At 67.4% G+C, this 22,377-nt stretch carries 21 protein-coding genes; 10 read left to right on the top strand and 11 right to left on the bottom strand.

Annotation, left to right across the window (positions count from 1 at the left end):
* Positions 1–151: 151 nt before the first annotated feature.
* From AC1ROY_RS27205 to AC1ROY_RS27190, 4 genes are all read left to right on the top strand, one after another.
* On the top strand, positions 152–1,246 hold the full coding sequence (locus AC1ROY_RS27205) for an alpha/beta fold hydrolase (protein ID WP_493152062.1): 1,095 nt from the start codon (positions 152–154) through the stop codon (positions 1,244–1,246).
* 657 nt (positions 1,247–1,903) lie between these two features.
* Positions 1,904–2,104 carry a hypothetical protein gene (locus AC1ROY_RS27200; protein WP_493152061.1) on the top strand — a complete coding sequence of 67 codons (201 nt, stop codon included), beginning with the start codon at positions 1,904–1,906 and terminating at the stop codon, positions 2,102–2,104.
* 212 nt (positions 2,105–2,316) lie between these two features.
* Complete coding sequence (locus tag AC1ROY_RS27195) at positions 2,317–2,601, top strand: hypothetical protein (RefSeq protein ID WP_493152060.1); 285 nt, start codon at positions 2,317–2,319, stop codon at positions 2,599–2,601.
* Between the two features lie 363 nt (positions 2,602–2,964).
* On the top strand, positions 2,965–3,675 hold the full coding sequence (locus AC1ROY_RS27190; RefSeq protein ID WP_493152059.1) for a hypothetical protein: 711 nt from the start codon (positions 2,965–2,967) through the stop codon (positions 3,673–3,675).
* Between the two features lie 52 nt (positions 3,676–3,727).
* Here the strand turns inward: AC1ROY_RS27190 and AC1ROY_RS27185 are convergent, their stop codons facing one another.
* From AC1ROY_RS27185 to AC1ROY_RS27175, 3 genes are read right to left on the bottom strand one after another with little or no spacing between them, the layout of a single operon-like run.
* On the bottom strand, positions 3,728–4,762 hold the full coding sequence (locus AC1ROY_RS27185; RefSeq protein ID WP_493152058.1) for a glycosyltransferase family 2 protein: 1,035 nt from the start codon (positions 4,760–4,762) through the stop codon (positions 3,728–3,730).
* Positions 4,759–5,460, bottom strand: coding sequence for a hypothetical protein (locus AC1ROY_RS27180; RefSeq protein ID WP_493152057.1), 702 nt, complete (start codon positions 5,458–5,460; stop codon positions 4,759–4,761). Before AC1ROY_RS27180 ends, AC1ROY_RS27185 begins: the two co-directional genes overlap by 4 nt.
* Positions 5,453–6,613: a glycosyltransferase gene (locus AC1ROY_RS27175; protein WP_493152056.1), complete on the bottom strand. Its 1,161-nt coding sequence runs from the start codon at positions 6,611–6,613 to the stop codon at positions 5,453–5,455. Before AC1ROY_RS27175 ends, AC1ROY_RS27180 begins: the two co-directional genes overlap by 8 nt.
* Before the next feature lie 1,119 nt (positions 6,614–7,732).
* Here AC1ROY_RS27175 and AC1ROY_RS27170 point away from each other — a divergent pair.
* Positions 7,733–8,566 carry an ABC transporter permease gene (locus AC1ROY_RS27170; protein ID WP_493152055.1) on the top strand — a complete coding sequence of 278 codons (834 nt, stop codon included), beginning with the start codon at positions 7,733–7,735 and terminating at the stop codon, positions 8,564–8,566.
* A gap of 5 nt (positions 8,567–8,571) precedes the next feature.
* Entirely contained in the window at positions 8,572–9,333 is a 762-nt protein-coding gene (locus tag AC1ROY_RS27165) for an ABC transporter ATP-binding protein (RefSeq protein ID WP_493152054.1), read from the top strand.
* A gap of 21 nt (positions 9,334–9,354) precedes the next feature.
* Here the strand turns inward: AC1ROY_RS27165 and AC1ROY_RS27160 are convergent, their stop codons facing one another.
* The 8 genes from AC1ROY_RS27160 to AC1ROY_RS27125 form a co-directional block, all read right to left on the bottom strand.
* On the bottom strand, positions 9,355–10,323 hold the full coding sequence (locus AC1ROY_RS27160; protein ID WP_493152053.1) for a tripartite tricarboxylate transporter substrate binding protein: 969 nt from the start codon (positions 10,321–10,323) through the stop codon (positions 9,355–9,357).
* Positions 10,324–10,390: 67 nt separating this feature from the next.
* On the bottom strand, positions 10,391–11,731 hold the full coding sequence (locus AC1ROY_RS27155) for an MFS transporter (protein WP_493152052.1): 1,341 nt from the start codon (positions 11,729–11,731) through the stop codon (positions 10,391–10,393).
* A 34-nt stretch (positions 11,732–11,765) separates the two neighbouring features.
* The gene (locus AC1ROY_RS27150) at positions 11,766–13,178 is read right to left on the bottom strand and encodes an FAD-binding oxidoreductase (protein WP_493152051.1); all 1,413 of its coding nucleotides are present in this window, start codon (positions 13,176–13,178) and stop codon (positions 11,766–11,768) included.
* Entirely contained in the window at positions 13,175–14,113 is a 939-nt protein-coding gene (locus tag AC1ROY_RS27145) for a 2-hydroxyacid dehydrogenase (protein ID WP_493152050.1), read from the bottom strand. The genes AC1ROY_RS27150 and AC1ROY_RS27145 overlap by 4 nt, the downstream gene beginning before the upstream one ends.
* A gap of 2 nt (positions 14,114–14,115) precedes the next feature.
* Positions 14,116–14,778: an RraA family protein gene (locus tag AC1ROY_RS27140; RefSeq protein WP_493152049.1), complete on the bottom strand. Its 663-nt coding sequence runs from the start codon at positions 14,776–14,778 to the stop codon at positions 14,116–14,118.
* An 11-nt stretch (positions 14,779–14,789) separates the two neighbouring features.
* Positions 14,790–15,761 carry a Bug family tripartite tricarboxylate transporter substrate binding protein gene (locus AC1ROY_RS27135; RefSeq protein ID WP_493152048.1) on the bottom strand — a complete coding sequence of 324 codons (972 nt, stop codon included), beginning with the start codon at positions 15,759–15,761 and terminating at the stop codon, positions 14,790–14,792.
* Between the two features lie 89 nt (positions 15,762–15,850).
* The gene (locus tag AC1ROY_RS27130) at positions 15,851–16,885 is read right to left on the bottom strand and encodes an NAD-dependent epimerase/dehydratase family protein (protein ID WP_493152047.1); all 1,035 of its coding nucleotides are present in this window, start codon (positions 16,883–16,885) and stop codon (positions 15,851–15,853) included.
* Between the two features lie 2 nt (positions 16,886–16,887).
* Positions 16,888–18,333 carry an aldehyde dehydrogenase gene (locus AC1ROY_RS27125; RefSeq protein WP_493152046.1) on the bottom strand — a complete coding sequence of 482 codons (1,446 nt, stop codon included), beginning with the start codon at positions 18,331–18,333 and terminating at the stop codon, positions 16,888–16,890.
* A gap of 107 nt (positions 18,334–18,440) precedes the next feature.
* Between AC1ROY_RS27125 and AC1ROY_RS27120 the strand changes: the two genes are divergently transcribed.
* The 4 genes from AC1ROY_RS27120 to AC1ROY_RS27105 all read left to right on the top strand — a co-directional run bounded on the left by AC1ROY_RS27120 (position 18,441) and on the right by AC1ROY_RS27105 (position 22,372).
* Positions 18,441–19,166: a GntR family transcriptional regulator gene (locus AC1ROY_RS27120; protein WP_493152045.1), complete on the top strand. Its 726-nt coding sequence runs from the start codon at positions 18,441–18,443 to the stop codon at positions 19,164–19,166.
* A 282-nt stretch (positions 19,167–19,448) separates the two neighbouring features.
* Complete coding sequence (locus AC1ROY_RS27115) at positions 19,449–19,628, top strand: hypothetical protein (protein WP_493152044.1); 180 nt, start codon at positions 19,449–19,451, stop codon at positions 19,626–19,628.
* Between the two features lie 93 nt (positions 19,629–19,721).
* A complete protein-coding gene (locus AC1ROY_RS27110; protein WP_493152043.1) occupies positions 19,722–21,365 on the top strand; it encodes an arylsulfatase in 1,644 nt (547 codons plus the stop codon).
* A 2-nt stretch (positions 21,366–21,367) separates the two neighbouring features.
* On the top strand, positions 21,368–22,372 hold the full coding sequence (locus AC1ROY_RS27105) for a sulfatase-like hydrolase/transferase (protein WP_493152042.1): 1,005 nt from the start codon (positions 21,368–21,370) through the stop codon (positions 22,370–22,372).
* The last annotated feature ends 5 nt before the right edge of the window (positions 22,373–22,377 follow it).

Genomic DNA, 22,377 nt, shown 5'->3' with positions numbered 1-22,377 from the left:
CTTCCTGGCGGCCGCTGTACCATGCCGCGCCGACTCCGCGAAGCGCGACGGGTTCAGTCAATTCAACCTCCTGGGGCGTCGGCTCTTACTCGCCTTGCTTGACGCTGCTACGCTGCTCGGCAAGCGACAATAATAACGTGGAGGAAATGCGATGGTGACGCTGCAACGCTGCCTGGCGTTCGCCTGGCTGTGCATTCTGTTGCTCGCCCCTGCGGCCCACGCGCATACCCCCAGCCAGCCGCCGCACCAGAGCTTCAGCATGGGCGATCTGCGCTTGGAAAGCGGCGAGGCGATCCGCGATTTTGCGATCTCCTACGTCACGCACGGCACGCTGAACGCCGAGCGCTCGAACGCCATCCTCATGGTGACGGCCATCAGTGGCAATCATCACCGGCTCGACTTCATGATCGGCCCCGGCAAGGCCTTGGACACGGACCGCTTCTTCATCATCGCCACCGACGCGATCGGCAACGGGCTGACGACCTCGCCCAGCAACAGCCGCGCCCAGCCGCGGATGCAGTTCCCCCGCTTCACCATCCGCGACATGGTCGCCTCGCAGCATCGCCTGCTGACCGAGCATCTCGGCATCAACCATGTCGTGGCCGTGGTCGGCCCTTCGATGGGCGGCATGCAGGTCCTGCAATGGGGCGTCAGCCATCCGGCCTTCATGGACAACCTGGTGGCCATGGTGCCGCTCGCGCGCACGCCAGCCTGGACGGTTGCCGTGCTCGATGCCAGCCGTCAGGCGATCATGCTCGACCCCGCCTGGAACGGCGGCAACTACACCGCCCCGCCCGAGCGCGGCATCCGCCTGTGGCGCGACATCTTGAGCTTCCTCGCGGCGCGCGCGCCCGAGATGTACCGTGACCAGTTTCCCAGCGCGCCGCTGGAGGTGCTGCCCTGGCTGCGCGCGCAGGAGGCGTCGCTGATCAACGCCTTCGACGCCAATGACTGGCTCTACCAGACCTGGGCCTATGAGCGGCACGACATCGGCGCGACGCCCGGCATGAATGGCGACCTCGTGACCGCCCTGCGCGCCATCCGGGCCCGGACCCTGATCCTGCATGGCACCGGCGACCTGCTCAATCCGGAATACGAGCCGATCGACGCGGCGCGCTTCATCCGCGATGTCCGCGTGGTGCGCATCAGTCCCGGCACCATCACCGGCCATGCCTCGGCCGGCGGCGGCATGCCGGCAGATGTCGATTTCCTCAACCGTGAGGTCGGCGCCTTCCTGCGCCGGTAGTTGCTCGCCTGCCCGGTCGGGACTTGTGGGGAAGATTATGCAGGTGCCGGCACGGCGGTCATTCGGCCGGCCTCACCCGGGGACCACCTTGGCCTCGTGAGTTCCGCCCCGCCCGGCAGGGGCACCAGAATCTCCTCGTTTTGCTCGCCCAGCTTCGGCATGGCACAGGGCAATGAGGGCAGCAGAGGCGCCGTAGGGGGGTATCTTCAGGCCAACCTCGCCTTCCCCCAACCCGACCCTGGACCTGGCGAATGAAATGGCGGAACCGCTGCGCCACGCGCTCCTGAGGGGAGCCATCCGCTCCAGCCGCGCCACCGGGCAGCACGACGCCATCATCGCCTTGCTGACGGAGGGTCGCGCGCCGGAGGCGGCGCGGGCCATGCACGATCATATGCTCCGGCGCCCTGGCCGCGGTGGGGACACAGCCGGCCGTGGCTGGCTGATCCCCTCATTCCACTCCCACCTCCTCCATTGGAAGAGATGATGATCCACAGCCATTTCCGTGCTTCGATGATGCGCGGACCATGCGCCATAACCGGATCAGGCGTGGCGTGGCGGCTTTCCACGATGATGCAGTTATGTGCTTGGCAGGACGTTCCGTTCCATTAGCCTGCAGGCATCCGATTCTGAGATGGATCTTCAACAGGAGGTTTAGAATTGCCCCGGATACTCGCCGCTATCGCCCTTGTCGCCGTGCTGGGCGGATGCGTCGCCGAGCCGCCAGGCGCGCCTGTCGGTATCGCCTATGTCGCGCCCACTTATGCCATTCCCGCCCCGGGCTATGCGTGGCGCTACCATGCGACCTATGGCTGGGGCTGGTGGCACCCACACTACGGTTGGCACCGCGGCTGGCGCTGAGGGCGATCCCGGCTCGCCCAGAACTACAGGCCGAGCGCCTGAACCGCCGGGTTTGGGGGGCGGCGCTGAATTTCCCGCGACCGCTCTGCCTCCCCGCGACTCGGAATGCCCAAAGCGCCGCCATTTTCCGTGTCGTGAGCATATTTCCAGGGGCGAGCCGGGGAAACTCCCCGATCACCGCGCGATTGCAGATACGGAGCAAGGAGCGCGTGATGACTTCAAGCGATGACGGACGGCAGCCGTCTCTCACCGGCCAGGCACTGGCGGTCGTGGAAACCCTCAACACGCGCGTCGATCTGTTGGACGTGCTGATGATTTCGCTGATCCATACCTTGCCTCGCGACACACGCGAGAGGGCTGCAGAGGCACTGGTGCTGGCGGCCGAGACCAATTCCAGCAAGCTGATCAGCGAGGATACGGCAGCCGCGCTCAATATGGGCGCCCGGCGGAAGATCGCCGAAGCCTGGGCGCTGATCCTTCGCGATCCGTCACGCTGAGAGCGGAGTGCCCGCCACCGTATCAGCCTGTCGCCTGGCCTTTCTGCGGCGAGGTCTGTGACGGGGCCGGCCGCAGATCCTCGCGCGCGGAGATCCCCGAGCATGACGTCGCGGAGCTTCCCGCTCGGAGCCCGCTTTCACCGGGGACTGGCCGAGAGCCCTTATCGCAGCTAGCGTGCCTGCGCGCTGGAGTATCAGTCTGCTTCTCGAAATGGGGCAGAGATAACCAAATAAATGTAAATTGAGTATATCGGGCAAAAAATGAAGACGGCAGGTATATTTCTTTTCCACGTACCATCCGAAAGAATTTTAGGACATTATCGGCGCCTTGTTGCCGAAAATCATCGGCATATAGATTGGCGAATGGTCTTCAATCCCGAAAATAAACCTGAGCCTCAGATAGATGTCCCATACGAGTCGGCCGAATCTGTCCTGCCGAACAGGTTTTTGGAAATGGAGCGCACAGGCGGTATACAAGGCGGATTATTGGATTTGATTATAATCCCTTGCGCTGCTGCTTTGGATGCGGATTTTGTGTGGTTTCTGGAATACGACGTCGACTTCAGCGGATCCTGGGAGTTTTTCTTCAGGCAATTTTCCGAAAATTCGGCGGATTTGTTGACATCGACGGTAATTCCAAAAATAAATTCCAACAATTGGTATCATTGGAGGCATGCGAGGGCGCCGCAATACGTCACCGCGGAGCAAACATGTCGTGCCTTTCATCCCGTCATGCGATTGTCTCGGCGGTTTATCCAGATTTATCAGGATATGATGAGAGATCCCGCTTGGCGGGGACATTACGAATTCACTTTTCCGACCGCAGCGCTGGTCAGCGGCTTCGAGGTGCAGGATATCGGCGGCAGAGGCCCATTCACGCCGCCCGCGCGACGCAACCTCAATTACGAAAACACGCCGGACAGCGACTATCTGGACCCTGGAACCTTTCAATGGCGTCCATCGAGGCCAGGATACTTCCATGAGGCTCCCGAAATCTTCAAGAAAAGCAATATGCTTTATCATCCGATCAAGGCAGGCGTGAAAGACTGGGAGAATTCCATCCTCTTTGAATAAAGGACCGACAGAAGCAAACTTGCTCAGAGAATTGCATGCCGATGACGAACGGTCATCGCGGCGATGGTCCGTCCAGTCCATAATCGAAGACACTTCCTGTCTTGTACAACGCAGGGAGGGGGGGCGCCGCCGCGGCGGCCGCATCGGCAATTCCCTTGGCGCGTGACAGGAAAAAGCTCTGCCGGTAGGCGCCGGTGAGTGCCTGCTGCAACTCGTCATGCGCGGGCAGCCCCGCCGCGCGCCGGGCGAGGGTCAGGTGCTCCAGCTGCCGCGTCCACCGCAGGAGCCCGGCATATTCCAGACGCTCCGCGGCCCAGGCCCGCCGCCCATCGTCGATCGCGCAATAGGATTGGATCGTCGGGTCCGGATGAAGGGCGGCGAAGAGGTGCTGGGAGCGGCCTTGCTGGTACGAGCGATGGCAGAACTGATCGAAGGTGATGGACCGGATCATCTCGGTATGCGCCCGTGGTTCGTAAACCACCCGCAGGCCAACCCTGGCCAGCCTCCAGCCGAGCTCGATATCCTCGTAGCCGAACCGGAAATCCGGATGGAACAGCCCATAGCGGACGAGCAGCCCACGCTTGCAGGAAACCCGCCCGCCCCAGAAGGAGGTGAAGTCCAGAATCTCGCCGGGCTTCAGCGAACTGTAGCAGAACAGCTCGTGGCCGACTTCCGTCACGTGGCGCATGACGGGTGACAGCAGGACCTCCTGATCGAGCGTCGTCAGTCCAAGGACTGCCATGCCGGGATCCGGCCATCGGAGGTGCATCGCCAGATGCGCGGTGAGCAGTTCGGGGCAGGCGACGTCGTCGTCGTCGAGAAAAAGGACGATGGGCGCCCGCGCCACGAGCGTGCCGAGATTCCTGGCCGCGGCCACGCCCGCGGAATTCTTCCGGAAGTACCGAAGCGGCAGCCTGTCCCGCCAGGCCTGCACCACCGACTCGGTGGCGTCGGTGGACCCGTCGTCCACCACCGCCACTTCGAAGCGGTCGGGATGGAGGGTCTGCCTCGCGAGGCCATCGAGCACCCGTGGCAGCAAGTCCGCGCGATTGCACGTCGTCAGGATCGCGGAAATCTCGAGCGTCACGTGTAGGCCTCGAGGATTCTGGAGGCGTCCTCCAAGGCCAGGTGCGGTCGCTGCGCCAGTAGCCAGGCCATCGCTTCCTGGGCGGCGACGGCGGAGTAGGCCGAGGCGGCGCGGCGAATGCGGTGGGCGATCGGCGCGGCGTCGACGATGCCCATCCGAAGGCCGGCCTCTTCCATGACCACGGGCCAGACCAGGTCGAGTCCCCAGCCCATTCCGACCGAAGCATCGAAGGGCAGAAGCAGCTCCGCCGCGTCGCGCCGCAGGCATGTGACCGGCCCGATCTCCACGAACCGCGTCCAGCGGGCCGAGAGGCCTGGAATGACCTGGACGATCGGGTGATCCGTGTAGCTGTCGACCGTCCGCGCCGGCTGGAACAGGGCAAAATCGTGTCGGCCGGCGACCTCGAGAAGCCGGTCGAGAAAATGGGCTCCCATCTCCACGTCGTCGTCGCAGAGCAGGACATAGTCGAAATCGGCGGCATCGTCGGTCAGCCGGGCCAGCAGCTCGAATTTCGGCAAGGGCTCCGTCACGACCATCTGCGTCCCCGGGAGGTCGAAACGCCCACGCCCGCCCGGAGCGATGGCGAGCCAGCGCTGGACGACATGATGCTCGGCGCTCGAAGCCAGGGCGTGCGCGATGTGCGCGACGGAACTCGCGGCCTCCGTCATGTAGATGCCCGCGGCGAGGACTCTAGCCACTCAGCAGGGCCTCAAGCTGACTGCGTATGACCCGGACCGAAAGGGTGGCCTCGATCAGCCCCAGCCCCCGTTCCGAGAGGCGCGTCCAGAGGACATCGTCGCCGAGCAGCCGCAGGACCTCGCCGGCGAACTCCTCTTCGCCGTCCGCGACGAGGACATGCTCGCCATGCCGGAGATTCATCCCCTCGGCGCCGATCTTGGTGGCCACGACCGGCAGTCCGTGGGCCATGCTCTGCCCCACCTTCCCCTTCATGCCCGCCCCGAATCGGAGGGGCGCGACAAAGGCGCGGCTCACCTGGAAAAGCGGCGCGAGATCCTCGACGAAGCCCAGCACTTCCACACCCGGCCGCTCGCCCAGGGCCCGCACATCCTCGCCCATGTTGCTGCCGACGATGGTCAGCACGGTCTCCGGCGCCTCGCGACGGATGCGCGGCAGGATGCGTTCGACGAACCAGCGGACCGCATCGCCGTTCGGGCGGTGCCAGAAGCCGCCGACGAAAAGAAGGCCCTTGCGGCCCGCGACGCCCGCGGGCGCTTCTCGGGGAATGCTGAAGATGTTGGGCAGAACTTCCACGGCCGCTTGCGGCACCAGTTCGAGCAGCGCCGCCTTCTCGTCCGCGCTCACCGCGACGGTCAGGTCCGCCGCCTCGGCACAGGCGATCTCGATCGCCTTCTGACGCTCCGCTTCACGAAGCAATTCCGCGTCGCCCTGCAGCGCCGCTTCGCGCGACAGGCGCAGGGCGTGGAAATCCACCATGTCGAAGATGATGCGGGTCTTTCGGGAATGGCTGCGGATGCTTGGGATGATCGCGGATGCAACCTCGGGGAACGACAGGAAAGCCCAGTCAAGACCGCGGCCCGATGCGCGCATGAAGGCCTGGACCTCCTCTATCCCGTAAATAAATTGAGATACCCCAGCCTCACGCAGCGAATCTTCGTATCGGATTCTTCCCTCACGACTTGAGAGAACGCCCGGTTGTTTTTCAGCAGAATACAAGGAACCGAAAACAAGGGACCATCCTGCTGAGCTCAGCAACTCCATGATCGTCTTCAGCCGCAGGCCGCCGCTGTGCTGATCAAAGAGCGGCAAATGATCGGCCATGACGAAGATGTTGCCACGAGAAGAAACAGGCGCCGGGAGGGAGACGTCCACATTCTGCTGTTGCGGCGCCTCCAGCCGAGGAAGCGAGGTAACTTCCGGCGGAAGCGATAGAACTGGGTTCCCCTCCGCCGGGGATCCCAGGATGCGTCGGAGGGCCGTCGAAACAGCACGGATGGGAGCGCTCATCCTCCAGGAGTTTGAGGCATAAATCGTCGCGATGGCCTGCTTCTCGTGATTTAGCTCGGCCCTTTCATGATTTAACGCCACATGAAGTGAATCTATTTCCGCACGATATTCGGAGATGACTTGCTGCAGTTGGGCGATTTTTCCCCGCAAATCATCTCTTTCTTTAATTAAATATAATATATCTTGCCGAAGTATGGCCTCCCGAGCTCGGGGCATATTAGAATTTTCGCCTGGAATACAGACATGTAGATATTCCACATCTCGTCCAGATGAAGCAATTGCAGGATGCGGTTTAGTCATATCTTGCACCGCGGATGATGTTTTCTCCAAGAAACGACATAGCCTGTCTCGCGCGGCAGAGGGGGCCGGACCATGGCAGGCCCGGCTGCGGCTGCATCGGACCCGGGGCGTCGGGCGCATCGGGTTTCGATCCGGCACGCCGCAAGCGCCCGCGCGGCGGGAGAAAGAGTTAAAGCCCCTGCCCTGCGCGGCGCGGAATGGCTGGGCGCCCTCCAGGAGAGGGACGCGTCGGCGGAGCGACATCCCGGCCGGCAGCGCGGCGGGAGCGTCGCATGCGCGCTTGCTCGTTTATCCCGATCCTCTCGGCCTGCGTGAGGCCGTTCGATATGCGGAGGATGCAGTCGCATCGGTCTCGGGCATGGAACCGAGGTGTCACGCACTTGATGGATTCCATAGTTGCCAAGGCATCATATGTTGCGCAAACATGCTCAAGCATGGCAACCTCTTTTCCGGAGCTTACGAGGCACGACAGACATGAAATTGTTGCGTTGAAATCGAAGTAACGATTCAACATGAGAAATATCATGAATTATTTTTCGGCATTAATCCTCGAATTTATCGCCATATCTGGAGATATTTTTGATCATATAAGAAAAATTTCAACTTATATGGATATCTCCAGGAAATGAAATCATATTCGGCCATCCACGCGAGAATTCATTTGAATAGCGTGAGATCGTTTTCATGACGAAAACGATCCCCGCGATACGCCTCTACGATGCCGCCATCCCCCGCAGGGCGGCCCGCGCGGGGGACGATCTCCGTCAGGGACTGGTCCGATGGCGACTCGCCTGGGCCCTGGCGCGCAGCGACGTTCTCCACCGTTACCGCGGCTCGGTCCTCGGACCGATCTGGCTGACCATGTCCACCGCGGTGATGCTGGCGGCCCTGGGCTTCCTCTATGCGAAGCTCTTCCAGATGGAGATCGAGGCCTACCTGCCCTGGCTGGCCGTCAGCCTGATCGTCTGGAACATCATGGCGCAGGTCTCGGCCGAGGCCTGCACGACGCTGACCGGCGCGGAGGGCATCATCCGCCAGATGCCCCTGCCCTACAGCGTCCAGGCCCTGCGCACCGTCCTGCGCAATGCCCTGGTGGCGGCGCACAACCTGCCGCTGATCGTCGTCGTGTTCCTCATCTTCGGCGTCTCTCCCGGCTGGGGCGCGCTCTGGGCGATCCCCGGCTTCGTCCTGCTGGCCGTCAACGCCTTCTGGGCCTCGCTCTTCCTGGGGGTCGTCTGCGCCCGCTTCCGGGATATCCCGCCGATCGTCGCGTCGATCGTCCAGATCGCCTTCTTCGTCACGCCCGTCATCTGGAAGCCCGAGCTCGTGCGGAGCTGGGCCCCCTACCTGCCGCTCAACCCGTTCTTCTCCCTGATGGAGATCGTGCGCGGCCCGATCATAGGGACCGCGGTCCCGCCCACGGTGTGGGTCGCGGCGCTGCTGTACACGCTCCTCCTCTGGGCGGTGGCGCAGGCGTTCTTCACGCGCTTCCGCAGCCGCATCGCCTTCTGGGTCTGACGGAGATGGCGTGCATCGAGGCCAAGGGCCTGTCGATCGAGTTTCCGCTCTATCACCACAACGCCCGCTCGCTGAAGAAGCGCCTCCTCGGCAGCGGCCTGCTCCGGCTGAAGACCGACACGGACAACCGCCTCGTCGTCGCGGCCCTCCGCGACCTGACCTTCCGGATCGGAAGCGGCGAGCGCGTCGCCCTGGTGGGGCCGAACGGCGCGGGCAAGTCCACGCTGCTGCGGTCGCTGGCGGGCATCTACGAGCCCGTCGCGGGCAGCCTGAGCATCCAGGGAGAGATCGGCTCGCTGATCGACCCGGCGGCCGGCATGGACCCCCTCTTGACCGGCCGCGAGAACATCATCCTTCGCTGCCTCTATCGCGGGATGACCGCGGCCGAAGGCAGGGCGCTGGCCGATTCCGTGGTCGCCTTCGCGGGCCTCGGGGAGTTCATCGACGTGCCGATCCGCGGCTACTCGACCGGGATGAGCGTCCGGCTCGGCTTCGCCCTCGCGACCGCCATGACGCCGGACATCCTGCTGATGGACGAGTGGTTCCTGGCCGGCGACGCCGATTTCATGGTCCGCGCGGAGGCCCGTCTCGGCGAGCTCGTCACGGCGTCCGAGATCCTCGTCATCGCCACGCACGACATGAACATCGTCCGGAAGTGGTGCACCCGCGTCATCACCCTGTCCGGAGGCGCCATCGTGGAGGACCGGCCGGTGGCCGAGGCCTTCGACACCGAGGCCGAGACCAGGCCCGCCGACAGCCCCGCCTGAAGGCGCGGGACGACGGCCCGATCAGGCCTCCGACCAGGGCTGCCGCTGCCACATCTCGCGGAAGCGCCGGTCGGCCTCCGCCAGGCGCGCGCGCCAGGCCGGGCCGTCCAGATAGTCCATCTCCGTGAACTGGACCCGGCATTGCTCCTGGAAGGCCGGATCTGCCACCACCTTGGCCGTCGCCTCGCGCAGCCGCGCCACGACATCCGCCGGCGTGCCCTTGGCCAGCACGATCCCGCGCTCGGAGCTCATGGTCACGTCCAGCCCGGCCTGCCTGAAGGTCGGCACGTCCGGCGCGAAGGGCGAGCGCGTCTCGCCGCCCTGCACCAGCATCCGCACGCCGGCCGGCGAGGCCGCCACCTCGCCCACGTTCAGGCCCGCGACCTCCACCTGGTTGCCGAGCACCGCCGTGCGCATGGGCCCCGCGCCCGGGAAGGGCACGTGGATCAGCCGCACGCCCGCCGCCGCCTGGAACATGACCAGGGCGAGATGCTCGTCCGTGCCGACGCCGGTGGAGCCGAAGCTGATGGTGTCCGGCGCCTGCTTCGCCCGTGCGACCAGATCGGCGAAGTCACGGATGGGGCTCGCGGCCGGCACGCTGAAGGCCGAGGGGTCGGAGACGAGGTTCGCCACATACTCGAAGTCGTCGAGCGTGAACTGCGGCGTCCGCCGCTCGATCGGCAGGCTGACCAGCCCCGGCATGTTGGTGATGCCGAGCACATGCCCATCCGGCCGCGCCCGCGCCACATAGGAGAGGCCGATCTCGCCCGAGGCGCCGGGGCGGTTGTTCACCACGACCGAGCCTCCGAGCTCCTTTTCCAGGAAGCGGGCGAAGGTGCGCGCCGTGACGTCCGTGCCGCCGCCGGCCGAGAAGCCGACGATCAGCTCGATGGGACGGTCGGGATAGCGGCGGGTCTGCGCGAGCGCAGGCGAGGCCAGGCCCGCGGCGGCGAGCGTCAGGAGGGCGGAGCGGCGATGCAGGCTGTTCATGATGCGAGGACCTCGAGAAGCGTTCGGTGTCTGGTTTAGGGGGATGAGCCTTAAGGGGAGGTGAAGCTCACTCCGCCGGCACGTCGCGTGCGGCGGGGCGCACCGGAAAGCGACGGCGATCCAGCCCGAGCACCACCAGCACGGCGGCGCCGGCCATGGCGGCCACGAGCAGCAGGCCGCCGGTGTATTCGCCCGTCGCGGTCCTGATCCAGCCCATGGCATAGGGGCCCACGAAGCCGGAGAGGTTGGCCAGCGCGTTGATGCTGGCGATGCCGGCCGCAGCCGCGGCGCCGGACAGAAAGCCGCTCGGCAGCGTCCAGAAAACCGGGTGGCAGCCGTAGATGCCGAAGGCGGAGATGCTGAAGCAGATGATCTTCAGCACCGGATCCTGCACGAGGGCGGCGGCGGCGAAGCCCAGCGCGCCGAGGCTGAGGGCGCCGATGAGGTGCAGCCGGCGCTCGCCCTTCCGGTCGGAATGGCGGCCCCAGAGCATCATGCTGACCGTGCCGACCGCCGAGGGGATGGCAGCCACGAAGCCGGTCTGCAGGTTGCTGAGGCCGAACTCGCGGATGATGGAGGGCAGGAAGAAGCCCAGCGTGTAGTTCATCGCGACGATGCCGAAGTAGATGTAGCTCAGCGCCAGCACGATCGGGCTGGTCATCATCTTCCAGAGGCCCTGGTGGTCGGGCACCGGGCGCTCGCGCTCCTCCTGCTCGAGGCGGCCGGCAAGCCAGTCGCGCTCGGCCGGCGCCAGCCAGCGCGCCTGGGCGGGCCGGTCGGTGAGCCAGAACAGGACCGCGACGGACAGCAGGACGGCGGGGACGGCCTCGATGATGAACATCCACTGCCAGCCGTTCAGCCCGCCCACGCCGTGCAGGTTCAGCAGCCAGCCCGAGAGCGGCGCGCCCAGCACGCTGGAGAGCGGCAGCGCCGCCATAAAGTAGCCGACGACGCGGGCGCGGTAGCTGCTCGGGAACCACAGCGTCAGGTAGAAGATCACGCCCGGAAAGAAGCCGGCCTCGGCAGCGCCGAGCAGCAGGCGGATGGTGTAGAAGACCGTCTCATGGGACAGGCCCGTCGCGTCGGAAATCTGCGGGATGAAGCCCATCGCGCCCGAGAGCACGCCCCAGGTCACCATGATACGCGCGATCCAGAGCCGCGCGCCGAAGCGGTGCAGCAGCAGGTTCGAAGGCACCTCGAAGATGAAGTAGGTGACGAAGAAGATGCCGGCGCCGAGGCCGAACACCTCCGCGGAGAAGCCGAGGTCGCTGTTCATGGTAAGCGCCGCGAAGCCGACGTTCACGCGGTCGAGGTAGGAGACGATGTAGCAGAGAAAGAGGAAGGGCACGATGCGCAGCATCACCTTCCGCATCGTGGCGCCTTCCAGCGCCGGTGCCGTCATGGACATCCGGATTCCTGTCAGATGGTGGGGCCTGCGGTCGTCACGGCAGCAGCACCCCGGGATTCATCAGGCCATCGGGGTCGATGGCCTGCTTGATGGCGCGCATGAGCCGCAGCTCGACGGGCTGCTTGTAGCGGGCGAGGTCGGCGGTGCGGACGCGGCCGATGCCCTGCTCCGCGCTGATCGAGCCGCCGAGCGCGTGCACCGCGTCATGCACCAGCGCGGAGAGTCCGGGCTGCATGGCATGCAGCGTGGCGTCGTCGGCCTCCGCGGGGCGCGCGACGTTGTAGTGCAGGTTGCCGTCGCCCAGATGCCCGAAAGTGAAGTTGCGCACGCCCGGGAAACGGGCCTGCAGCGCCGCATCCGTGCTCTCCACGAAGTCGGGCACGGTCGAAACCGGCAGCGACACGTCGTGCTTGAGGCACTTACCGTCCTCGGCCAAGGCGAGGGTGATGCTCTCGCGCAGATGCCACATCGCGCGCGTCTGGGCGATGTTATGGGCAATCGCCACGTCGCCGACCTCGTCCGCTTCCAGTGCCGCGCCGAGCACCGCCTCCAGCCGCGCCACCGCATGCGCCTCGTCCTCGGCGTCGCTGATCTCCAGCAGCACGTACCAGGGCGCCCCCAGCGTCGCGAAGGGCGCGCGCTGCTGCGGGTAGGTCTGCGTCACCAGCCGCAGGCAGGCGTCGGACATGAGCTCGAAACCGGTCAGCGTGGCGTGGAAGCCGGCGCGGCAGCGCGCCAGGAAGCGCCCGGCCTCGTGGATCGAGCCGAGCGCGACCAGCGCCGTGCAGCGGGCCGCCGGCAGGGGAAAGAGCTTCAGCGTGGCGGCGGTGATGACGCCCAGCGTGCCCTCGCTGCCGATGAAGAGGTCGCGCAGGTCGTAGCCGCTGTTGTCCTTCCGCAAGCCGCGCAGCCCGTGCCAGACCTCGCCGTCCGGCAGCACGACCTCCAGGCCCAGGCAGAGCTCGCGCGTATTGCCGTAGCGCAGCACCGCGGTGCCGCCGGCATTGCTGCCGAGGTTGCCGCCGATCATGCAGCTCCCCTCCGCGCCCAGCGAGAGCGGGAAGAGCCGCCCCGCGGCCTCGGCCGCCCGCTGCACGGCCTGGAGCACGCAGCCGGCCTCGACGGTGATGGTGTCGTTCTCGGCGTCGATCGAGCGCACGCGGTTCAGCCGCGCGAGCGAGAGTAGCACGGCACCGCCTTCGGGTCCGGGCACGCCGCCCGCGACCTGGCCAGTATTGCCACCCTGCGGCACCACCGGCACGCCCTGCGCCCCGCAGGCGCGCGTCACGGCGGCCACTTCGTCGGTGTCGCCGGGCCGCACCACCAGGCGCGCGCGGCCGTGCACCAGCTTGCGCCAGTCGGTGAGATAGGGCTCGGCGGCCTCGCCGGTCAGCACATGGCCGAACCCGACGATCCGGGCCAGCTCCAGCAGCAGGGCGTCGCTCACGGCAGGATCGGCGTCAGCACGCGGCCCTCGCGCCGGAAGGCGAGGAGATTGTCCACCACCAGCTGCTCCATCGCTTCGCGCGTCTCGATGGTCGCGCTGCCGACATGCGGGGAGATGACGACATCGTCGCGGCGGCACAGCGCCTCCGGCGCGCCGGGCTCGCCCTGCAGCACATCGAGCCCCGCGCCGCCCAGGGTCCCGGCCTCCAGCGCCGCGATCAGCGCCTCCTGGTCCACCACCGAGCCGCGACCGATGTTCACGAGGATGCCGCGTGGCCCCAGCGCCGCCAGCACCTCGGCCGAGACCAGGTGGCGAGTCTCCGGCCCGCCACCAGCCGCAACGACGAGGAAGTCGCTCCAATCGGCCAGGGCGGGCAGCGAGGCCTCGAAGCCGTAGGGCACGTCCTTCGGCCTTCGCCCGTGATAGCGCACCTGCATGTCGAAGCCCTGGCCGCGCCGCGCGATCGCCGTGCCGATGCGCCCCAGTCCCAGGATGCCCAGCCGCCGGCCCGAGACCTTCGTGGTGAGCGGGAACCCGCCCAGATCGACCCACTCGCCCGCCCGCACGTAGCGGTCGGCCGCGGGGATGCGCCGGGCCGCCGCGATCAGAAGCCCCCAGGCGAGGTCCGCCACGCAATCGTCCAGCACGTCCGGCGTGTTCGCGACCTGGATGCCGCGCGCATGCGCCGCGTCGACGTCCAGCGTGTCGTAGCCCACGCCCCAGCTGGAGATGGCGCGCAGGTTGGGCAACGCCGCGATGTCAGCGGCGTCGCAGCCGCGGCGCACGCTGGTGGCGAGCAGCTCCACCTCCGTGCCATGCCGCGCCAGCCAGCCGGCATCCTCTTCCCACAGCCGGACGGCGCCCAGATCGTCACGCAGCAGCCGGTCGGCCAGCGGGCCGATCGGCGCCAGTTGCAGGGTCAGGGATGCCGCCACGCTCAGACCTTCTCGGGCGGCAGGTAGCCGGAGGCGGCGCCGGCGGCCGAGAAACTCATGCCCGCCCGCATCCGCTCCTCCACCGCCTGGTCGGCGGCCAGCAGCTTTTCGGCGCGCGGCAGCACGTCGTCGAGCAGCTTGCGCGGGACCACGATGATGCCGGTCTCGTCGCCGACGACGAGGTCGTCCTGCTCCACCTTCACGCCGCCCACCGTCACCGGCACGCCGATCGGCAGCAGCTTCAGCCGGCCCTTGCCCGTGGTCGGCGCGACATGGCGGGCGGCGAGCCAGAGCCCGAGGCCGCGGATCTCGTCCACGTCACGGCAGGCGCCGTCGATCACCACGCCCTCGACGCCCTGCGTCTTGGCGCCCGTCGCGGCGAGGCCGCCCATGGTGGAGATCGGCTGCCCCCCGACATCCACCATCAGCACGCGGCCCGGCTGCGCCGCATCGACCAGCCGGCCGACGGCGAACTCGGCCTTCTCGAACTCGTGCAGCTTGCCGGGGATCTGCCGCGCCGTGGTGGCGAAGCCGCAGATGCGGCCCGAGCCGGACTGCATGGGAATGCCCTGCACCAACCCCTCCAGGTCGAGCTGGTCCAGCGCGTCGCACCAGGTGCTGACGGGGATCTCGCGGCAGCGGGCGAGCAGTTCGGTGTCAGTCATGCTGAGAGCCCTCAGTTGATGGTGGCGCCGGAGACGCGCACCGCCTCGGCCCATCGCGCCGTCTCGGCGGCGATGAACTGGTCGAAGCGCGCCGGCGGGTAATTGGTGACGTCGCTGCCCATCTCGACCAGCCGCCGGGTGAAGTCGGGCTCGGCCACGATGGCGCCGATGTCGCGGGCGATCTTCTCGCGCAGCGCGTTCGGCAGGCCCGCGGGCGCGAAGGTGCCGAACCAGGTCGCGGCCTCGAAATCGGCCATGCCGGCCTCGGCGAAGGTCGGGATATTGCCGATCGCGTCCATGCGCCGGCTGTGCGCGAGCGCGATGGCCTTCATCTCGCCGCTCTTGATGTAGGGCAGCACGGCGGAAAGCGTGGAGAAGGAGGCGTCCACCAGCCCGGCCAGGAGGTCGGTGTTGAGCGGCGCGTCGCCGCGGTAGGGTACGACCTCGGAATTGACGCCGGCCTTCAGCTTGAACAGCGCGGCGGTCAGATGCTGTGCCGTGCCATTGCCCGTGGTGCCGAAGGTGACGCCCTGCGGCTGCGCCTTCCCCCAGGCGACGAAGCCCGCCAGGTCGGTCGCCGGCACACGCTTCGAGATGACGAGGACGAGCGGGATGATCGCGGTCAGCGTGATCGCGGTAAAGTCACGGATCGGGTCGTAGGAGAGGCTGCGGTACAGGCTCTTGCTGATGGTGTGCGCGCTCGTCGTCTCGAAGAGGGTGTAGCCGTCCGGCTCGGCGCGGGCGACGACCTCGGCGCCGATCGTGGCGCCGGCGCCTGCGCGGTTCTCGATCACCACGGGCTGGCCCCATTGTGTCGTGAGCTTCTCGCCGATCATGCGGGCGATCACGTCGGTCGCGCCGCCCGGCGGATAGGGCACCACCATGCGCACAGAGCGGGTGGGATAGGCGGCCTGCGCGCGCGCGGCCGAGGGCAGGAAGGGGGCAGCGGCCAGGAGGCCAAGCGCACGGCGTGCGATGTTCATGTCAGTTTCCTCATTGGATGGATGCCCGTCCTTGAAGTGCCGGCGGGCGCGGGGTGCCGGGCGGGGAACCGCCCGGCCGTCCGGCAGTCCTACTCGGCGGCGTTGCGCATGGCGGCCGCGTCGCGCCAGGCGAGCAGGCGGCGCAGGCCTTCGCGCATGTCCACCTGCGGCTCCCAGCCGATGGCGTCCTTCGCGGCCTTATGCACGATCTCGAAGGCGCCGCCCGAGGTGAGGCGCACCTTGGTGGGATCGGGCTCCACCAGCTCGGGCTGCAGGTCTGGCCGGCCGGAGAGCTCGGCGACCAGCTTGACCAGCTGCAGCGTCGTGACCGGCTCGGGGCCGGAGGTGTTCACGGCCACGTCGGTGCTGGCGGATTCCAGCGCCATGCAGTTGGCCCGCGCGAGGTCGCCCACATAGACGAAGTGCTTCGTCTCGCTGCCGTCGCCGATCACCTTCGGCCGCTCGCCGCGCTTGATGGCGTCATGCGTCTCCACGATGTAGAGCGCGTTCGCCGCGCGGTAGTGCTGCCGCTCGCCATAGACGGTGGAGTAGCGCAGCACCACGTAGTCCTGCCCGTGCTTGCGGTGCGCGTCGCGGCAGAGCTGCTCGCCGATGATCTTGGACGCGCCGTAGAGCACGGCGGCCGGCGGGGCGCCGGCGGCGTGGAACGGCGTCTCCTCGACGAGATCGCCCTTCACGCCCGGGCCGTAGCCGTAGACCGCGTTCGACGAGGAGAAAATCAGCTTCTTCACCTTGTTCGCGCGGCAGGCCTCCAGCACGTTCTGCACGCCGCGGATGTTGACGTCGATACCGCCCCAGGGGTCGCGGTCGAAGTTCAGCGTCATGAAGGCGGCGAGGTGGACGATGCCATCCAGCCCCTCGGTCGCAGCCAGGAGCTGGTGCAGCTTCAGGATGTCGCCCTGCACCACCTTCACCTTCGGATTGTCCTCGAGGTGGGCGATGTTCGGCTGGCCGCCGAAGGAGAGGTTGTCGAAGATGACGACCTGCTCGGCGCCGCGCGCCAGCATCTCGTCCACGGTGGCGGAGCCGACGAGGCTCGCGCCGCCGATGACCATGAGCTTGCTGCCCTTCACCGGGACAGCGGCGGATGCTTTCTTCGCCATGTTCAGCGCGCCACCGACATGGGCTGTTCGTGCAGACCGAAATACATGCTTTTCACCTGTGCGTAGAGCCGGAGGCCGTCGATGCCTTTCTCGCGACCGATCCCGCTGTTCTTGAAGCCACCGAAAGGCGTGGTGGTGACGGACTGCTTGTAGGTGTTGATCCAGACCGAGCCGGCCTCCAGCGCGCGTCCGACGCGCCAGGCCTTCTTGAAGCTCTCGGTCCAGATGCCGCAGGCCAGGCCGAAGGCCGTGCCGTTGCCCTGCGCGACGATGTCGGCCTCGTCCTGGAAGGGCAGGCAGACCAGGACGGGACCGAAGGCCTCCTCCTGGCAGGTCAGGGATTCCGTGGGCAGGCCGTCGATCACGGTCGGCAGGTAGTAGGCGCCCTTGGCGTATTCCGCGCCTTCCGGCACGGCGCCGCCGCAGAGGATGCGGCCGCCCTCGGACCGCGCGCGGTCCACGAAGCGGATCACGCGCTCGCGGTGATGGAAGGAGGCCAGCGGGCCCATCTCCACGCCCTTCGCATCGGGGGCGGCCACGCGCAGGGTCTTCGCCCGCTCGACGACGCGGCGCACGACCTCGTCGTAGATCGGCGCCTCGACGAAGAGGCGCGAGCCCGCGACGCAGGACTGCCCGGCCGAGCCGAAGATGCCGGCGACGACGGCGGCCACCGCATGGTCGAGATCCGCATCGGCGAAGACCACGTGCGGCGACTTGCCGCCGAGCTCCAGTGCCACCGGGATCAGCTTGTCGCCGCAGGTCCGGCCGATGGCGCGGCCCGTGGTCGTGCCGCCGGTGAAGCTCACCATGCGCACGCCGGGATGCGCCACCAGCGCCGCGCCGATCTCCGCGCCGCGGCCCTGCACCACCTGCAGCATGCCCTCGGGCAGCCCGGCCTTCAGCGCGATGCGAGCCAGCTCCGGCCCCAGCAGCGGCGAGTCCTCGGAGGGCTTCAGCAGCACCGCATTGCCCGCGGCCAGGGCCGGCGCGACCTTGGTGGCGTCGTTCATGATGGGCGAGTTCCAGGGCGTGATGCAGGCCACCACGCCAAAGGGCTCCAGCACCGTGAAGGAAACGTACTCGCCGCGCTGCGGCGTCACGTTCGTCTCGATCGTCTCGCAGACGCCGGCATAGTAGCGGAAGGTGCCGATGGCGCTCTCGACCATGCCACGGCATTCGGCGAGCGGCTTGCCGTTGTCGCGCATCTGCAGCGTGGCGAGCGCTTCCTTCTCGGCCGCGATGCCGTCGGCGATGGCGTTCAGCACCAGCGCGCGGCGATGCGGCAGCAGCGAATTCCAGCCGGAGTTGTGAAAGGCCTGCCAGCCGCGCTCGACCATCGCGTCGAGATCGGCCGGCGTCGTCACGCGCACGCTTCCCACCACCTCGCCGGTGGCGGGGTCGGTGCTGATCAGTTCATCCCCCTGGATGGAGGGCGGTAGCGCGTCCATGCGGCGTTCCCCGTTATTCCTGGCTGACGGGCGGTTTGCGCGCATCTGGGCGGGCTGGAAAGTGGGTCGATGTTGCCAATCGCGGCAATAGGATTATTGATAATCCCATGGACACTTTGCCGCCTGCCAAGGCCCCGTCCCGCAAGGAATCATCCCGAGCCGGCCGCGACGTCGAGCTGCCCGGGCAGGTCGCGGCCGTGATCGCCGCCATCGAGACCGACATCATCCGCGGCCGCATCCTGCCGCGCACGCGGCTGATCGAGGACCACCTGATGGAGGATTACGACGCCAAGCGCCATGCGGTGCGCGCGGCGCTGGCGGAGCTGCAGCGCCTCGGCGTGGTGACGAAGCCGCGCCATCGCGGGGCCGAACTGCCGCTCTTCACCGCCACGGAGCTCGACGACCTCTACGCCATGCGCATGGTGCTGCACCGCGCAGCGGCCCAGGCCACGCCCTTTCCCGTCCCGCGGGCGAGGCTGGCGGAGGTGACGGCGGCCATGAAGGCGCATGCCGCCGCGGCCCGCAGCGGCGACCTGATCCGCATCCACCGCGAGAACATGGCCTTCCATCGCGCGCTCTTCGGCCTCTGCGACAACCCCTACCTGGCGGAGTCGATCCGGCTGCACGACTGGCTGAGCTTTCCCGCGCGCGCCTATGGCGCAGCCGATCCGGGCGCGCTAGCACAGGCCTGCGAGGAGCACGAGGCCATGGTGAAGGCCCTGCGCCAGCAGGACCGCGAGGCGCTGGTGCACCTCTCCGTCACCCATATGGAGCGGGCGCGGCAGCTCTACATGGAGAAGTTCCTGCCGGGGCGTGTTCGGCCCCGCCGCTGATCCGGCGGCGATCCGACCGTCGCGAGGTCCCGACCGGCACGGCGTCACGCGGATGGGCTGACGAAGCACGGGAAGCACGCGCGGCTGCGGTGAATCCCGCGGGGTCCTCAGGTATCGCACCGATGCCGACCATCCATGACCCTGAATAGGCTTGCGCCCTCCCAGGAGGAGCTGCGCCGGCGATGAGAGTTGCCCTTCGACTCGCTGCATCGATGGTGGCGTCGGCACTCCAGGCCCCTACCCCGTCGCGAGCCACCGCGGGAAGCAACCGGGACCACTGAGATGAGCGCCACCCGCCGCGGCCTCGCCCTCGCCGCCCCGGCCATTGGACCGGCCCCGCCCGGCTGCGCGCCCCAGCGGACCGGGCGCGTCCAGGCCGACCATTCCGGCGCGGGCCGGCTGCAGCCGGCGACGACCGGCGGGAACCTGTTCGGGGCCGCGCTGCCCCCACTGCGCGGCTAGCGCGCCGACGACCAACGGCGGAGCCACCCGGCGACCGCCCTGCCCGAAGCCCGGAGCGGCGGTGGGAAAGTTTCACCAAGGGAGATGACGTCGATGACGGATCGAACGGGCGAGGAGCCGCTGAACAGGCGCTCGATGCTGCTGGGAGCCTCGACGCTCGCCGCGGGAGGCACGGCCTATGCGCAGGCCCAGACGGCGCCGCAGACCACGCCGCCGGCTGCGGCGCCCGCGCCCCGCCCGGCCGCTCCCGCCGCCGCGGGCAGCGGCCGGCCGCCCAATATCCTGGTGATCTTCGGCGACGACATCGGGCTGTGGAACATCAGCCACAACAACCGCGGCGGCATGGGCTACAGCACGCCCAACATCGACCGCATCCACCGCGAGGGCGCGACCTTCACGGACTACTACGGCGAGCAGTCCTGCACCGCCGGCCGCGCGGCCTTCATCACGGGTCAGTCGCCGGTGCGCACGGGCCTCACCAAGGTGGGCATCCCCGGCGCCGATGTGGGCCTGCAGAAGGAGGATCCGACCATCGCCGAGCTGCTGAAGCCGCTCGGCTATGCCACCGGCCAGTTCGGCAAGAACCACCTCGGCGACAAGGACGAGTTCCTGCCCACGGCGCACGGCTTCGACGAGTTCTTCGGCAACCTCTACCACCTCAACGCCGAGGAGGAGCCCGAGCGCCGCGACTACCCGCGCGATCCGGAATTCCGCCGCCGCTACGGTCCCCGCGGCGTGATCCGCAGCTTCGCCGACGGCCGCATCCAGGACACCGGCCCGCTGAACCGCAAGCGGATGGAGACGATCGACGACGAGACCACCGCCGCCACGATGGACTTCATCGACCGGCAGCATGCGGCGAACAAGCCCTTCTTCGTCTGGCACAACGCCACGCGCATGCACGTCTTCACCCATATCCCGCCGAACTACGAGGGCCGGAGCGGGCTGAACTTCTACGCCGACGGCATGATCCAGCACGACGACCATGTTGGGCTGCTGCTGAAGAAGCTCGACGACCTCGGCATCACCGACAACACCATCGTCATCTACTCCACCGACAACGGCCCGCACTTCAACGAATGGCCGGACGGCGCGATCACGCCGTACAAGAGCGAGAAGAACACCAACTGGGAGGGCGCCTTCCGGGTTCCCTGCGCCATCCGCTGGCCGGGCCGCATCGAGCCGGGTAAGGTCTGCAACGGCATGGTCGGCGCCAACGACTGGATGCCGACCCTGCTGGCCGCAGCCGGCGTGCCTGACATCAAGGAGAAGCTGCTGGCTGGCCACACCGCGGGCAGCATGACCTACAAGGTCCATCTCGACGGCTACAACCAGCTTCCCTACCTGACCGGCCAGGCACCACAATCGGCCCGCACCCAGTTCTTCTACTTCGACGATGACGGCGAGCTCGTCGCGCTGCGCAATGATCGGTGGAAGGTGCACTTCGCTGTCCAGCGGGCGCATCAGTTCCAGGTGTGGATGGAACCCTTCATCCACATGCGCGTCCCCTACCTGGTCGACATGAAGATGGATCCCTTCGAGCGCGCGATGACGGATTCCAACAACTACTTCCACTGGACCATCCAGAACGCCTACCTCATCGGGGCGGCGCAGCCGGTGGCGGCGGCCTTCCTCGGCACCTTCAGGGATTTTCCGCCGCGACAACGGCCGGCGTCCTTCAACGTGGATCAGTATCTCCAGATGCTGACCCGAGGTGCGAACGCCGGGGGCAGATGACGATGACCCACGCCTGTCGTGGGGCGGCCGTGCTGGCCCTCGTGCTGCTCGCGGGGTGCGCCACCTCCGCGGGCTTCGACCAGCGCATGCAGGCCTATGTCGGCCGCAGCGAGGGCGACCTCGTGGCCTCGCTCGGCGTGCCTGCGCGGACCTTCCAGACGCCGGAGGGCCGCCGCTTCGTGCAGTACGAGCGGCGGCGGATCCAGGCCAGCTCGCTAGGCGGCTGGGGCTGGCGCGGCGGCGTGGATGTCACGACCTGGGACTGCAACGTGACCTTCGAGGTCACGGGCGACCTCGGCATCGCCGACAACACCATCGTCATCAACACCACCGACAACGGCGCCGAGGTGATGACCTGGCCGGATGGCGGCAGCACGCCCTTCCGCGGCGAGAAGGCGACCAACTGGGAGGGCGGCTACCGCGTGCCCTTCTGCCTGCGCTGGCCCGGCGTGGTGCAGCCCGGCACCATCGTCAACGACGTCTGCTCGCACGAGGACATCCTGCCGACGCTCCTCGGCATGGCCGGCGTGCCCGATATCGTCGAGCGCTGCCTGCGCGGGCACCAGACCGGCAGCAAGACCTTCCGGGTGCATCTGGACGGCTACAACCTGGTGCCCTTCCTGCGGGGCGAGCAGCAGGCCTCGCCGCGCAAGGAGTTCATCTACTGGAACGACGACGGCAAGCTGGTCGCGGTGCGCTACGAGAACTGGAAGATCGTCTTCGCCGAGCAGCGGGCGACGGGCATCGGCGTGTGGCGCGAAGGCTTCACCGATCTCCGGGTACCGCTGATCCTTCATATCCGCTCCGACCCCTTCGAGCGGGGACCGGAGAGCATCCTCTTCGAGAACTGGATGTTCCACAGGGCCTTCCTGCTGGTTCCCGTGCAGGCCATGGTGGCGCAGCATCTCCAGACCTTCCGAGACTTCCCGCCACGCCAGCGTCCGGCCAGCTTCAGCATCGATGAGGTGATGGCGACGATGCAGCGCGGCGCGGCCGGGCGGCAGTGAGCGCG

The organism is Roseococcus sp. GW821-FHT12F05 (assembly GCF_058806835.1).
This window is presented reverse-complemented; position numbering and strand designations above follow the sequence as displayed.

What these genes read in the sequence shown, in the direction of transcription:
- AC1ROY_RS27140 (WP_493152049.1), bottom strand. Translation starts at nt 14,778, where the DNA reads ATGACTGACACCGAACTGCTCGCCCGCTGCCGCGAGATCCCCGTCAGC.
- AC1ROY_RS27205 (WP_493152062.1), top strand. Translation starts at nt 152, where the DNA reads ATGGTGACGCTGCAACGCTGCCTGGCGTTCGCCTGGCTGTGCATTCTG.
- AC1ROY_RS27165 (WP_493152054.1), top strand. Translation starts at nt 8,572, where the DNA reads ATGGCGTGCATCGAGGCCAAGGGCCTGTCGATCGAGTTTCCGCTCTAT.
- AC1ROY_RS27135 (WP_493152048.1), bottom strand. Translation starts at nt 15,761, where the DNA reads ATGAACATCGCACGCCGTGCGCTTGGCCTCCTGGCCGCTGCCCCCTTC.
- AC1ROY_RS27115 (WP_493152044.1), top strand. Translation starts at nt 19,449, where the DNA reads ATGAGCGCCACCCGCCGCGGCCTCGCCCTCGCCGCCCCGGCCATTGGA.
- AC1ROY_RS27195 (WP_493152060.1), top strand. Translation starts at nt 2,317, where the DNA reads ATGACTTCAAGCGATGACGGACGGCAGCCGTCTCTCACCGGCCAGGCA.
- AC1ROY_RS27170 (WP_493152055.1), top strand. Translation starts at nt 7,733, where the DNA reads ATGACGAAAACGATCCCCGCGATACGCCTCTACGATGCCGCCATCCCC.
- AC1ROY_RS27190 (WP_493152059.1), top strand. Translation starts at nt 2,965, where the DNA reads ATGGTCTTCAATCCCGAAAATAAACCTGAGCCTCAGATAGATGTCCCA.
- AC1ROY_RS27110 (WP_493152043.1), top strand. Translation starts at nt 19,722, where the DNA reads ATGACGGATCGAACGGGCGAGGAGCCGCTGAACAGGCGCTCGATGCTG.
- AC1ROY_RS27125 (WP_493152046.1), bottom strand. Translation starts at nt 18,333, where the DNA reads ATGGACGCGCTACCGCCCTCCATCCAGGGGGATGAACTGATCAGCACC.
- AC1ROY_RS27155 (WP_493152052.1), bottom strand. Translation starts at nt 11,731, where the DNA reads ATGTCCATGACGGCACCGGCGCTGGAAGGCGCCACGATGCGGAAGGTG.
- AC1ROY_RS27120 (WP_493152045.1), top strand. Translation starts at nt 18,441, where the DNA reads ATGGACACTTTGCCGCCTGCCAAGGCCCCGTCCCGCAAGGAATCATCC.
- AC1ROY_RS27160 (WP_493152053.1), bottom strand. Translation starts at nt 10,323, where the DNA reads ATGAACAGCCTGCATCGCCGCTCCGCCCTCCTGACGCTCGCCGCCGCG.
- AC1ROY_RS27105 (WP_493152042.1), top strand. Translation starts at nt 21,368, where the DNA reads ATGACCCACGCCTGTCGTGGGGCGGCCGTGCTGGCCCTCGTGCTGCTC.
- AC1ROY_RS27130 (WP_493152047.1), bottom strand. Translation starts at nt 16,885, where the DNA reads ATGGCGAAGAAAGCATCCGCCGCTGTCCCGGTGAAGGGCAGCAAGCTC.